The organism is Hephaestia sp. MAHUQ-44 (genome assembly GCF_023806085.1).
In the GTDB taxonomy this organism is placed as follows: Bacteria; Pseudomonadota; Alphaproteobacteria; order Sphingomonadales; family Sphingomonadaceae; genus Sphingomonas.
This window is the reverse complement of sequence record NZ_JAMSLX010000005.1, coordinates 1-13,499: the sequence shown is the minus strand read 5'-3', so window position 1 is coordinate 13,499 and position 13,499 is coordinate 1. Positions and strand designations below refer to the sequence as shown.

The window sequence follows — 13,499 nt, the reverse complement described above, 5'->3', positions numbered from 1 at the left end:
CGTTACCAGTCGCGCGGCAATATTCATAAATTACGAAAAAATCCTCTCGGTATCGAGAGGAACGAATCGGCGACATCAGCCAGCAAAAACGCGTCGGAAAATCTTCCGGGCGGGTGGCGACCCGTGCGTTGACGGGGCCGAAAGGTTGATCCGGGAGCGCCTGAAACGCTGAAAATCGGCTGAATCAAGCGCTTCCCGGATCAGAACTGGTTACCAGGGACGAATGTCTTCGCCGTGCGTGACCACAAAAAACATGCTCGCCATTGTGAAATCTCCCTTCAGATTCACGCTCAACGGAGCGTTAGGAATCGTTACCGGAATTTTAACGATAGCGCAATCAGAAGGATGGAGAAGGCTTTCGGCGCCACGCCGGTGGCCATTTTTGCGGTTAAAGGTTCCTTTAGAGATGGGTCGATAGGTTGCCAGGATGATCCGCTCGCACGCCCGCGAATCGACCCTCGCCGCTACGGCGCGTCGCAAGCATGCTCTGCTGGCGTCGGCAGCGCCGACCGCCGCGGAAACGGACGCTGCGCCGGCGGCGCGATCGCGGCGCCCGCGTTATTCGGGCATCTGCCTGTCGCCGTCGCGCGGCATGACCCGGGACAAGATGATCGACCTGCCGTTCGTCGGCTGGCGGCTGCTGTGCCTTGGCGACATCACCAATTTTGCGGCGCTGCGTCGCCTGGTCGGCACACCGCGCGCCGATCGCCTGATCGATGATCTGGTCGAGCGGGTCTCGATCCGCATCGACGGCGCGCACGCCGTGGCGGTCGGGCGCACGCTGATCGAGGTCACGGTCGATGTGTGTGGGCTGGCCGAGGCCGAAGCCGTGCTCGCCGATCTTGCGGCGGCGTTTGAGGCGCCCGTGGTCGTCGATGGCGAGCCGCATCGCGTCGATCTGCTGTGGGGCGCGGCGATGGGGCAGGTGCGCCATCTCGAAGAAACCCGGCTGATCGAGGAAGCCGAAGAGGCGCTTGCCGTCGCGCGCGCCGAGCAGCGCATGGTGCTGCGCGATCTGTCGCGCGGCACGCCGGCGTTCGACCGGCTGACGTTGACCCGCGAACTCAAGGACGCCCTCGCGCGCGGCGAGATGTTCCTGCAATATCAGCCCAAGCTCCATCTGCGGCGTCAGCAGGTCGCTGGCGCCGAGGCGCTGGTACGCTGGCAGCATCCGACCCGTGGGCTGATCCTGCCCGGCGATTTCATCGAAGTGGCAGAGGAAGCGCGCGAGATCGGAGCGCTGACGCTGTGGACGCTGCGCCAGGTGATCGAGGACCAGCAACGGCTGGCGCGTCATGGGCACGATATCGTGCTGTCGATCAATATTTCGGGGCAACTCCTCGCCGATACCGCGTTCGTCGAGGAAGCGTGCGAACTGGTGTCCGAATCGGGCGCGCGGATCGGGTTCGAGATTACCGAAACCTCGGTGATCCGCGATCCCGACACCGCGATCGGCCATTTGCGGCGCTTCGCCGAGATCGGCATTCCGATTGCGATCGACGATTATGGCGCCGGGCTCTCGTCGCTCGCATATCTGAAACAATTGCCGGCGCGCGAGCTCAAGATCGACAAGATGTTCGTGCTGCAGCTTACCAGCAGCAACCGCGATCCGCTGATCGTCCGCTCGACGATCGATCTCGCGCACGCGCTTGAGATGGAAGTGACCGCCGAGGGGGTTGAATCGCAGGCCGCGCTGGCGTTGCTGTCGGTGATGGGGTGCGACATCGCGCAAGGCTTCCTGATCAGCCGGCCGATCGCCTTCGACGCGCTGCGCCAATTCCTCGACGGCGGCAACGACCCCGAGCGACTGGTCGACCCCCGCGATACCTTCGTTCGCCCCGCCAGCTTCTGGAAACGCGCCTGACGCGACGCCTTCTTAGCGAGGAGTTAACGCTCGTCGTGGCAATCGAGGGTATGCGCGGTCATTCGCTTCGTCTCACGCTGGTGCGTGTGCTGGGTGTGCTCGCCCTGTTGGGGTGTGCGCTTCAGCCTGCGCTCGCCGCCGACGCACCGCCCGCCGAGCATAGCGGGAGCGCGGCGTTTGACGCGGTGATCGCCGACGCCAAAGCCAATATGCTGTCGAGTCCGCATCGCACGGTGGAACTCGCCCGGACGGCGGAGACGCTGGCCGCGCAAGACCCGGCCATCCGCGATCGGGTGATCGCCAAGGCAACCGCTTATTGGCTCGCGGGCGAAGCCTATGTCCGGCTCAACGAAATCGATCGGGCCAAGCCGATGATCGACCGTGCCTGGCTGGCGGTCGGGCGGCGCAGCGAGCCGACCAAGCTGCAGGGCGACATCCAGCTATCGCGCGGCGGGATCGACACCGCCATTCCCGACGTCGCCGCGGCGCTGGCGGCCTATCACAACGCCTATCGCATCTTCCACGCCATCGGCGAACAGCGCAGCCAGGCGATTGCCTTGCTGTCGATCGCCTCGCTCTATCGCGAGGCCAACGATAATGAGACCGCGCTACGCTATTACGATCAGGCGCTGGATGCCTATCAGGCCGATCCCAGCCTGCTGCTCGCGATCTACAACAATCGCGCCAATGCACTGAAACAGATGGAGCGCGGTGCCGAAGCGCTGGCGCAATTCCAGCAGGCGCTGACGCTCGCCGAGAAAATGGAAAGCCGGTCGCAACAGGGCCGCATCCTGCGCAACATGGCACGCACCGAAATCGAACTGGGCGATCTGGACGCCGCGGCGCGCGCGATCGAGCGCGGGCTTGCGCTGGCGGGTTCGGACGGCGATGCGGTTGCACGCGCTCAGTTTCTGGGCATTTCGGCGACTTTGGCGCAGCGGCAGGGCCGTCTCGATCGCGCGCGGCGGTTGATCGATCAGGCGCTCGCCAAGGTCGATCGCGACAGTTCGACGCTGGCCTATCGCGATCTCCACGAGACCGCGTACCGGATTTACAAGGCCGATGGCGACGAGGCCCGCGCGCTCGACCATCTCGAGGCGCTGAAGCGGCTCGACGACCAGACCGCGCAACTCGCCGCCTCGACCAACACCGCGTTGATGGCGGCGCGGTTCGATTATACCAACCAGAACCTCCGGATCACGCAGCTCAAGGCCGAGGAACTCAGGCGCAGCGTTCAATATGAACGCGAGAGCGCACGCTTTCAGCGGATCATCTTCGTCGGCGTCGCGGTGGCGACGCTGATCCTGTTGGCGGTGCTGTCGATCAGTCTGATGACGATCCGCCGCAGCCGCAATCAGGTGCGCGCGGCCAACGTCGATCTGGCGCAATCGAATACTGCGCTGGCCAAAGCACTCGTCGCCAAGACCGAATTCCTGGCGACGACGAGCCACGAGATCCGTACCCCGCTCAATGGCATCCTCGGCATGACGCAGGTGATGCTCGCCGATCGCGAACTGAGCGATGAGATGCGCGACCGGATCGAGGTCGTCCATGGCGCCGGAATCACGATGCGCGCGTTGGTCGACGATATTCTCGATGTTGCCAAGATCGAAACCGGTCACATGACGATCGAGCAGGCCGAGATGGATATGCGCGCCGCGCTGCGCGATGTGGCGCGGGTGTGGGAGGACCAGGCACGCGCGAAGGGCGTTGATTTCGTGCTCGATCTGAACGGTTGCCCGGCCTTCGTGATCGGCGACGCCGCGCGGCTGCGCCAGATCGTGTTCAATCTGCTCGGCAATGCGTTCAAATTCACCGCGCAGGGTCGGATTGTCCTGGCAACGCGGGTGACCGGCGTGGGAGAGGATCGTCGCGTTCTGATCGACGTCAGCGATACCGGGATCGGAATCGAACCCGACGTGATGGGCACGATCTTCGAATCGTTCCGTCAGGCCGACGCATCGACGACGCGGCGGTTCGGCGGCACCGGGTTGGGGCTGGCGATTTGCCGCAACCTCGCACGCGCGATGGGCGGCGATGTGCGGGTCGAAAGCGTGCCCGGCGAGGGATCGACCTTTACCGTCGATCTGCCGCTGATCGAAGCCGAAGCGCCCCCGGCCGCAGCCTATGCCGAGGAACATGAGCACGGGCTGCTGATCGTCGAGCGCAACCCGATCACGCGCAGCATGATGCGCACCCTGTTCGAACCGTGCGTGCCGTGGGTCGAGGTTGCAGGATCGATCGCCGATGCCGAGCGGCTGCTGGCCACGCGGCCGATCGGCCTTGCGATCGTCGATGACGATACCGCTGCCGATGCCGGGCCGCTCGCGGCAGTGCTCCGCGGCTTCAGTGCCACCGCGATGTCGCATCGAACCAAGACGGCGCTGCTTCGGCGTGCTAATGATTCCACGAAGCTGGTGTGCAGCGAGATCGGAGTTGATACAGTCATTGACAAGCCGATCGCCGGAACCGCACTGCGCGATCGCCTGTTCCCCGCCTCCGGGCGCCTTGAAACCGATATCCGCAAGGGGACTATTGTGTCCCACGCGGCATGAGAAGATAACGCTCGCAGCAATGAGTTCAGTACCGAAACAATCCGCCCGTGGCTTGGACGGAAGCGCATGAACGTCCTCTTCATCGAAGATGACGCGATGAATCGTCGCGTCGTCAAGGACATGCTTGATGTGGCAGGCGCCGAAATGATCGGTGCCGAGGATGCCGAAGCGGGCCTCGCGCTGGTCGAACAACATGATTTCGATGTCGCGCTGGTCGATCTGCGGATGCCGGGCATGGACGGGCTGAGCGCCATTCGCCACATTCGGGCCCGCGACGATGCCAAGGCGACGATCCCGATCATCGTCGTCACCGCCGATACCGCCCCCGATCTGCGCGCGCAGTGCATCGAGGCGGGCGCCGACGAAGTATTGTTCAAGCCGGTTGCGATGGATTCGCTGTTCGAAGCGATCGGCCGGCTGATGGCCCGCGGTGCGCCCGACGGCGGGGTGATCGGCTGAAGGGGATTTGTTCCGGTGCCGTAACCGAAACAAACCCTAAAACGTCTGCGCGTGCGCGCGGTGGGCGCGAGCACGGGCGATTTCGACGATCCCCGCGATCAGGAAGCTCAGCCCGAGGATATAGCCCGGCAGCGTCATCGCCGACCATGAAATTGTCGCCAACACCAGCAGCGCGAGCAGCAGGTTGACGAGGCCGAGCGCGATCATCCAGCCGCGATGCGCGGACATCCTGATTCCCCAGACGAGTTCGAGCAGCCCGCGTACGCCGAGCCAGAACACCACCAGCAGCGTCAACGACAGCGCGCCCGTCATCGGCTCGAACGCCATGATCGCCCCGATGATCAGCGAGACGAGGCCGAACGCGATCGCATAGCCGCGCCCGTCGCGCACGCCGCCGAAAATCCCTGCGCCGATCGAGACCAGCCCGGCGGCCATGAAGAAGGTGCCCACGATCAGCGTCGCCGCGATCGTCGCCGAAAAGGGCCAGATGAACGCCATCACGGCCAATGCCAGCGACAGGATGCCATAAGCGAGCAGCCATCCCCAGCCCGCGCTCGTCGGCATTTTGCCCTGTGCCATCGTCTCGGTCATCGCGCATCGCTCCTTACAGAGCGCCAACGATACGGATCATCCAGCGGTTCCACGGCATGAAAGACGCCGAAGATGGTTCCCCGAATCGGCCCCAGCCTGCATAGTGACGGCCATGCCTCATTCCGCGTTCGTCCCGCTTCGAATCTTCTCGTCCTATACGATGCTCGATGGAGCGATCGAGCCCAAGCAGATCGCCAAGCGCGCGCAGGAAATGGGCTTTCCCGCCGCCGCGCTGACCGATCGCAACGGGCTGTATGCGGCGATGGCGTTTTCGGACGCGTGCAAGGCATCGGGGGTGCAGCCGATCATCGGTGCGATGGTGGGGGTGCGCCGCCCCGACATGCCCGAAGGTGTGGAAGCGCCGCTCGACTGGCTCGCGCTCTATGCGCAGGACAAGGCGGGGTATGACAATCTCTGCGCGCTCGTCAGCCGCGCGCATCTCGACCGCCCGATCGAACTGCCCGCGCATGTGTCGTTTGCCGATCTCGAAAGCCATAGCGACGGGCTGATCGCGCTCACCGCGGGCCGCGAAGGCGCGCTCGCCCGCCTGTTCGCCGAGGAACAGTTCGATCGCGCCTATGCCTATGCCGATCGGTTGCAGGCGCTGTTCGGCGATCGGCTTTATGTCGAACTGACGCGGCGGCTCGACGACGTCGAAGGCCGTGCCGAGCCGCTGTTGCTCGATCTCGCCTACGATCGCGGCTTGCCGCTGGTTGCGACCAATCCGTGCTGCTTTGTCGACAGGGATTTCGGCGAGGCGCATGATGCGCTGCTGTGCATCGCCAGTTCGAGCTACGTCGCGAGCGAGGATCGGCCGCGATCGTCGCCCGATGCGTGGATGAAGCCCGCGCGCGATATGCGCGAACTGTTCGCCGACCTGCCCGAGGCGATCGCCAACACGATGGTCGTCGCGCAACGCTGCGCGGTCGCGGCGCCGAAGCGCAAACCGATCCTGCCGAGCCTCGCGGGCGATCGTGAGGGGGAGGCGGCCAAGCTGCGCGAGGATGCGCGCGCCGGGCTTGAGAAGCGGCTCGCCAAGATCGAGGCGCTCGCGGGCCAGCCGCTCACCGATGAGCAGCGCGAGGCGTATCGCACGCGGCTCGAATTCGAACTCGGCATCATCATCCAGATGGGCTTTCCGGGTTATTTCCTGATCGTTGCCGATTTTATCAAATGGGCGAAGGATCACGATATTCCGGTGGGGCCGGGGCGCGGCTCGGGGGCGGGCTCGGTGGTTGCCTGGTCGCTCACGATCACCGATCTCGATCCCTTGAAGCTCGGGTTGCTGTTCGAGCGGTTCCTGAACCCCGAACGCGTGTCGATGCCCGATTTCGACATCGATTTCTGCGAAACGCGGCGTGGCGAGGTGATCCGCTACGTCCAGGAGAAATACGGCCGCGATCAGGTCGCGCAGATCATCACGTTCGGAAAGCTGAAGGCGCGCGCGGTGCTCAAGGACACCGGCCGCGTGCTCCAGATGAGCTACGGCCAGGTCGATCGGCTCGCCAAATTGGTGCCCAACCTGCCGGCCGATCCGTGGACGCTCGAACGCGCGCTCAACGGCGTGAGCGAACTGGCGGCGGAATATAAGGGCGACGAGGGGGTGCGGCGCCTGCTCGACCTCGCGATGAAGCTCGAGGGGCTGCCGCGCCACAGCTCGACCCATGCCGCGGGCGTCGTGATCGGCGATCGCCCGTTGAGCGAGTTGGTGCCGCTCTATCGCGATCCGCGCTCGGACATGCCGGTGACGCAGTTCGACATGAAATATGTCGAGGGCGCGGGGCTGGTGAAGTTCGACTTCCTCGGGCTCAAGACGCTGTCGGTGCTCAAGATGGCGGTCGAACTGCTCGCCAGACGCGGGGTCGCGGTCGATCTCGAGGCGCTGGCATGGGACGATGCCAAGGTGTTCGAACTGCTCCAGCGCGGCGACACGGTGGGGGTGTTCCAGGTTGAATCGGAGGGGATGCGGCGCACGCTGTCGGCGGTGAAGCCGACGGTGTTCGAGGACATCATCGCGCTCAACGCGCTCTATCGGCCGGGGCCGATGGACAATATTCCGATGTTCGGCCGCCGCAAGAACGGCCATGAGGAGATCGAATACCCGCACGCGCTGCTCGAAGGCATCCTCAAGGAAACCTACGGCATCTTCGTTTATCAGGAACAGGTGATGCAGGCTGCGCAGATCCTGGCGGGCTATTCGCTCGGCGGCGCCGACCTGCTGCGCCGCGCGATGGGCAAGAAGATCAAGGCCGAGATGGACGCGCAGCGCGCGATCTTTGTCGAGGGATGCGCGAAAACCAACAATATCACGGCGCACAAGGCCAACGAATTGTTCGATTTGATCGACAAGTTCGCCGGCTATGGCTTCAACAAGTCGCACGCCGCGGCCTACGCGCTGCTGACGTACCAGACAGCGTGGCTCAAGGCGCATCACCCGGCCGAATTCTACGCCGCGTCGATGAGCTTCGACATGGCGCTGACCGACAAATTGAGCGTGTTCGTGGACGATATGCGCCGGCTGGGCGTCGCCTGCCTCGGCCCTGATCTCAATGCGAGCGAGGCCAATTTTTCGGTCGAGCCGCACGATGACGGCTATGCAGTGCGCTATGCGCTCGCCGCGCTCAAGGGGGTGGGCGAACGGGCGATGGAGGAACTGGTCGCCGAACGCCGCGCGGGCGGGCCGTTCGCGTCGTTGAGCGATCTCGCGCGTCGCGTCGATCCGCGATTGCTCAATAAACGCCAACTCGAAACGCTGGCCGCGGGCGGCGCGTTCGATACGATCGTTGCCAACCGGCCGGGCATCGTCGCGGTGGTCGAGACGGTGCTTGCCACCGCGGCCCGGCTCCACGAGCAGCGCGCGAGCGGGCAGGGCGGGTTGTTCGGCGGCGAAGGCGCGGTCGAGGAAGCCGCGATCACGCCGCTGGCGAGTGCGCATTGGACGCTGGCCGAACGGATGGAGCAGGAAAAGGAAGGCTTCGGCTTCTATTTCTCGGCACATCCGGTCGATCGCCACCGGCTGCTCGCCCGGATGCACGGCGCGCGCGATTATGCCGCGCTTGGCGACTTGCCGATTGCCGAAGGGCAGCGCACCGGCGCGACGATGGCGGCGCTGGTCGAGGATGCACGCTGGCGCACCTCGGCGCGCGGCCGGCGCTATCTGATGGCGACGCTATCCGATTCGACCGGGCAGTTCATCGCGACCTGTTTCGACGATGCGGTTGCTGCCGATCTCGAGGCCGCGGCCAAATCGGGCGCGTGCGGGCTGCTGACGGTCGAGCTCGACCGTCGCGCGGGCGAGGAAACGCCGCGCGTCACCGTCAAGCGCCTTCAGCCGTTCGAGGGGCTGGCGACGGCCGCGCGGATGGTGATCGATTGCGCGGTCGACGATCCCGCCACGGTGCGTCAGATCGCGGCGCTGGTGGCGGGCGCGCGGGGTGGGCGCGGCGAAATCCGGTTGCGCGCCAGCCTGCCCGATGGCGGTATGGCGACAGTGGTGCTCGGCAGTGACTTCCTGCTCGATGCCGAGCTTGCGGGCGCGCTCGAAGCAATGCACGGTATCACCGGGTTCGCGTTCATGCCCGCAGAAGTGAGGCGCGCGCGGGCAGGATAGCCTCTCGCCGACGAGGGGCGGGAGGGGAGAAGATGCTGGGAGAGATGCAGGATTTCGAGCTGCGCGTGCCGCGCCTGCTCGATCATGCCGCACGCGAACACGCGCGACGCGAGATCGTGACCCGCTGGGCCGATGGCAGCGAAAGCCGCACCGACTGGGCCGGAATCGCTGCCGATGCGCGCAAGCTTTCCCAGGTGCTTGAACGGCTGGGCTGCAACGCCGGTGATCGGATCGCGACGCTGGCGATGAACCACGGCCATCACCTCGCCGCCTGGTACGGTGCGATCGGGATGGGCGGGATCATCCACACCATCAACCCGCGTCTGTTCGATGACCAACTGGTCTATATCGCCAACCATGCCGAGGATCGGGTGCTGCTCTACGATCGCGCCTTTCAGCCGATCGTCGATCGGTTGCGGTCGCGCTGGACATCGATCGAGCATTATATCGTCATGGATGGCGACGGCGCGGACGGATTCCGGACGCTCGTCGATGCCGAAACCGGGGATTATGCGTGGATCGAGGGCGGCGAGCGCGACCCGTGCATGCTCTGCTACACCAGCGGGACGACGGGCAACCCCAAGGGCGTGCTCTATTCGCACCGCTCGTCGGTGCTCCACGCGCTGGTCGAGATTCAGCCCTCGGTATTTGATATCGACATGCGGTCGGTGGTGCTGCCGGTGGTGCCGATGTTCCACGCCGCCGCCTGGGGCCTGCCGTTCGCCGGGGCGGGAGCGGGGGTCAAATTCGTCTTTTCCGCGGTCAACGACGCGCAAGTACTGTGCGATCTGATGAACGACGAAAAGGTCACCCATTCGGCGGGCGTGCCAACGGTGTGGATGGCGATGTTCCAGCATATCGACGCCACCGGCCGCGCGCCGGAATATCTCGATCTGGTGACGATCGGCGGATCGGCGGCGCCGCGCGCGATGATCGAGCGGTTGATGCGGATGGGGGTACGCGTCAACCACGCCTGGGGGATGACCGAAACCTCGCCGATCGGCACGATGGGCGCGCGTGGCGCCGATTGGGACGATCTCTCGTTCGAGCAGCAGCTCGATCAGGTTTCCAAACAGGGGCGGGTGCCGTTCGGGGTAGAATTGCGCGTGGTCGATGATGCGGGTGTCGTGCTGCCGCGCGACGGCGTGAGCGCGGGGCGGCTTGAAGTGCGCGGGCCATGGGTCATCAAACGCTATTTTCAGGACGAGGGCGGCGATTGCCTGTGCCCCGAGGGCTGGTTCGACACCGGCGACGTCGCGGTACTGCACCCCGACGGCACGATGCAGATCACCGATCGATCGAAGGACGTGATCAAATCGGGCGGCGAATGGATCAGTTCGGTCGAGCTCGAAAATGCCGCGGTCGGTTGCCCCGGCGTTGCCGAGGCCGCGGCGATCGGCGTCGCGCACCCGAAATGGGACGAGCGACCGCTGCTGGTCGTCGTCCGCGCCAAGGGGAGCGACGTGACGAGCGTGCAGATCCGCGAGCATCTGGCCGCGAGAGTCGCCAAATGGTGGCTGCCCGACGACATCGTGTTCGTCGACGATCTGCCGCACACCGCGACCGGCAAATTGCTGAAAACCGCGCTGCGCGAGCAGTTCAGGGAGTATCGATTCGCGACCTGAGGCGTCAGCCGAGCGGCCAGCGTTCGATCGGGGTGTAGCGCGCGCCGTCGTGCCCGAGGTGGCTTTCGAACAAGGTCAGGTGGGTAAAGGCGAACGGCGCGCTCGCGAGGCCCGCGTACCGATCGAGAAAACGGACGATGTCGGGTGTATCCGTGGCTGAACGCGGCAGACGGGCCAGCGTGATGTGCGGCCGGCAGGCGCGGCGTTCGGGTTCCAGCCCCGTGCGGACCAGCGCATGATCGACCTTGGTGTGGAGCGCCGCCAGCGGATCGTTGGGCGCCAGCCCGGCCCAGAGCGCGTCGGTGCGGCCGCGCGTTTCAAAACAGCCGACGCCCGAAATCGTCGCAGAAATCGCGGGAGCATGAACCGCGTCGAGCGCCGCGACGACATCCTCGGCGACCGGGCGATCGACCGCACCGATGAAGCGCAGCGTAAGATGAATCTGGTCGTCATCCTGCCAGTGCGCGCGCTGCACGCCGCCCATTGCCGCGCGCAGATCGGCGCGGATGTGCGGGGGCGGACGGAGACCGACGAACAGGCGATGCATGGTCCGCCCGAGCATAGGGCGCCGTTATGCCGGGACAACCGGTTTTGCTTGAAAAGCGGCCGCCGACCGACGATATTCGACACATCCGGCCTCTATGCCGGGCAAAGGAGTTTTACGAATGGCAAACTGGTCCGACCCCCGGCAGAGCGCCGCGCCCTACCGGACGGCCGCCGGTGTCCAGACCGATGTGTATGATGCGGGTCTGCGTTCATACATGCTGTCGGTCTATAACTATATGACCTCGGGCGTGTTGCTGACGGGCATCATCGCGATGCTGTTCGCACGCGGTGGGGTCAATTCGCCGGCGGCGAATATTATCATGAATGGCGGGCCGCTGGCCTGGGTCATCATGCTTGCCCCGCTGGGCTTCGTGTTCGCGATGAGCTTCGGCCAGGCGCGGATGCGGACCGGCACGCTGCAGCTGATGTTCTGGGGCTTCGCGGTGGCGATGGGTCTGTCGCTCTCGACCGTATTCCTTCAGTATTCGGGTACATCGATCGCGCAGGCATTCTTCGCCACCGCCGCGGCGTTCGCCGGGCTGAGCCTGTACGGCTACACGACCAAGAAGGACCTGTCGGCGATGGGGACGTTCCTCATCATGGGGCTGGTCGGCCTGATCGTCGCGATGCTCGTCAACCTGTTCCTCCAGTCGAGCGCGCTCGATCTGGTGGTGAGCTTCGTTGGCGTGCTGCTGTTTGCCGGCCTGACGGCATATGACACGCAGCGCACCAAGAGCATGTACGCGCAGGTCGCGGGCACCGAGATGGAAGGCCGCGTTGTCATCATGGCCGCGCTCAGCCTGTATCTCGACTTCATCAATATGTTCCTGTTCCTCCTTCGTCTGTTCGGCAGCAACCGCAGCTGATCGGTCAGGGAATGAGACAAGGAAGGGCCCGGCAGGCGACTGCCGGGCCCTTTTCGTTGCGCCCGGGGCGAGGAACGCCGCTCGTCCCCGCTCGTTCTTGGGGTAGTATCAGGAGAGTAGCGATGAGCGACGACACGACCGGCACCAAGGCAGGCGGCAGGCCGCCGCATCCTCAGGCCGACGCCGGGCAGGACGAATCGATCGCGCGCCGGCTCAAACGCAATCCCGAAAGCAAGGATGCCCGGCTCGATACCGCGCTCGATCAATCGATGGACGCCTCCGATCCGCCATCGTCGACCCAGCCCGTCCACAGCCACGAACCGGCGCCGTCGTCGGGCTATGACGCAGAGGCCGAGCACAAACGCGCCAAAGGCAAAGACCAGTAAGCCCGCCGTCACGCGCTCTGGAGGCGTCGGCTGTTGCGCGTTGGCCGCAGCGACCGGGTATTTCCGCCCCCGATCCGCTATCTGTCGCAACGATCGTTGCCACGGTGCGGCTTCTGTGATTCCTTTCTGAACACTGGCCGACGCGTGCGTTAAGGGGCCTGTTAACCATGAGCGCGCATGATCGACCGGTAATTGATCGGGCGGGGTGACGCTATGGGATCGCAGATGAAGCAGGCCAGAGGCGCGATGGCGCTGGCGGAAATGAAGGAATTCGCGGGCTTCAGCGCGGCGACCCAGCGCTATGTGCGGCGCGCGCTCGATATCGGGCTCGATCGCGAGGATGCGCTGGCGCGCTGGTCGCGCGACATCGTCGAGGCAGCGAGCATTCGCGCACAGGCGCGGCTCTACGAGCGGCTTGCCGAATTGCGCTTGATGATCCCCGAAGATAGCGGCCTCGATGCAGTCGAGCCGTTCATGGCGCCGTTGGTGACGGTGAGCGCATTCGATCTGGGGCAGGGGCGGTTGACGGGTTTTTCGGCCTATCGCTTCCTGTATGAGCGGTTGCTGGGCGCCGATGTGCGGCCGTGGCTGCCCGCGGCGTTCTGCGCGGCGGCGACCTTGCCGCACCTCCACCCCGATCTGCGGCGGACGCTGTTGCAGTCGATCAGCGAAGCCGCCGCAACCGCGTCGGGCTGGTCGACGCGGGCACCGGCCTTCTTCCCGAGCTGGGTCGAGAAAATCGACACCGCACCGCTCGCCAACTGAGCGGCTGGCCGCCGGGCGGTTGGCGTGATTTCGAGCCGGATGGAATCATCTGGCGACTCGGAAATGCCAGCAAAAAAAGGATAATCCAGAGTCGGCCCGCTTCTATTAGAGCGGGATGACGTGGGATTGAATCGATAGGGGATTCACGAGGGCGTATAGATGTGATTCAAGATGCTGGCTGGGCATGGAGGCCAGCGAGCATGGCGCGACCTTATTCGATGGACCTGCGTGA

Annotated in this window: 10 protein-coding genes; 8 read left to right on the top strand and 2 right to left on the bottom strand. The window is 65.0% G+C overall.

From position 1 onward, the window contains the following. The first annotated feature begins 427 nt into the window (after positions 1-427). The 3 genes from NFE57_RS06695 (at position 428) to NFE57_RS06685 (ending at position 4,878) form a co-directional block, all read left to right on the top strand. Positions 428-1,864 carry an EAL domain-containing protein gene (locus tag NFE57_RS06695; RefSeq protein WP_252134807.1) on the top strand — a complete coding sequence of 479 codons (1,437 nt, stop codon included), beginning with the start codon at positions 428-430 and terminating at the stop codon, positions 1,862-1,864. Positions 1,865-1,899: 35 nt separating this feature from the next. Next, positions 1,900-4,419 (top strand): ATP-binding protein, encoded by a 2,520-nt coding sequence (locus NFE57_RS06690; protein ID WP_252134806.1) that lies wholly within the window; start codon positions 1,900-1,902, stop codon positions 4,417-4,419. A 66-nt stretch (positions 4,420-4,485) separates the two neighbouring features. After that, positions 4,486-4,878, top strand: a complete 393-nt coding sequence (locus NFE57_RS06685) for a response regulator (RefSeq protein WP_252134805.1) — start codon at positions 4,486-4,488, stop codon at positions 4,876-4,878. A gap of 36 nt (positions 4,879-4,914) precedes the next feature. Here NFE57_RS06685 and NFE57_RS06680 read toward each other — a convergent pair whose 3' ends face one another. Further along, positions 4,915-5,469, bottom strand: coding sequence for an HdeD family acid-resistance protein (locus NFE57_RS06680; protein ID WP_252134804.1), 555 nt, complete (start codon positions 5,467-5,469; stop codon positions 4,915-4,917). 112 nt (positions 5,470-5,581) lie between these two features. On the opposite strand from NFE57_RS06680, the gene dnaE reads away from it, so the two are divergent. After that, a complete protein-coding gene (dnaE, locus tag NFE57_RS06675) occupies positions 5,582-9,079 on the top strand; it encodes a DNA polymerase III subunit alpha (protein ID WP_252134803.1) in 3,498 nt (1,165 codons plus the stop codon). Between the two features lie 32 nt (positions 9,080-9,111). Further along, on the top strand, positions 9,112-10,704 hold the full coding sequence (locus NFE57_RS06670; RefSeq protein WP_252134802.1) for a long-chain fatty acid--CoA ligase: 1,593 nt from the start codon (positions 9,112-9,114) through the stop codon (positions 10,702-10,704). Positions 10,705-10,708: 4 nt separating this feature from the next. On the opposite strand, the gene thpR is transcribed toward NFE57_RS06670, so the two are convergent. After that, positions 10,709-11,266 carry an RNA 2',3'-cyclic phosphodiesterase gene (gene thpR / locus NFE57_RS06665; RefSeq protein ID WP_382279817.1) on the bottom strand — a complete coding sequence of 186 codons (558 nt, stop codon included), beginning with the start codon at positions 11,264-11,266 and terminating at the stop codon, positions 10,709-10,711. 103 nt (positions 11,267-11,369) lie between these two features. Here thpR and NFE57_RS06660 point away from each other — a divergent pair, with 103 nt between their 5' ends. The 3 genes from NFE57_RS06660 (at position 11,370) to NFE57_RS06650 (ending at position 13,267) form a co-directional block, all read left to right on the top strand. Continuing rightward, complete coding sequence (locus NFE57_RS06660; RefSeq protein WP_252134801.1) at positions 11,370-12,116, top strand: Bax inhibitor-1/YccA family protein; 747 nt, start codon at positions 11,370-11,372, stop codon at positions 12,114-12,116. A gap of 122 nt (positions 12,117-12,238) precedes the next feature. Beyond that, positions 12,239-12,502: a hypothetical protein gene (locus NFE57_RS06655; RefSeq protein ID WP_252134800.1), complete on the top strand. Its 264-nt coding sequence runs from the start codon at positions 12,239-12,241 to the stop codon at positions 12,500-12,502. Positions 12,503-12,727: 225 nt separating this feature from the next. Then, positions 12,728-13,267 carry a hypothetical protein gene (locus NFE57_RS06650; protein ID WP_382279814.1) on the top strand — a complete coding sequence of 180 codons (540 nt, stop codon included), beginning with the start codon at positions 12,728-12,730 and terminating at the stop codon, positions 13,265-13,267. Positions 13,268-13,499: the final 232 nt, after the last annotated feature.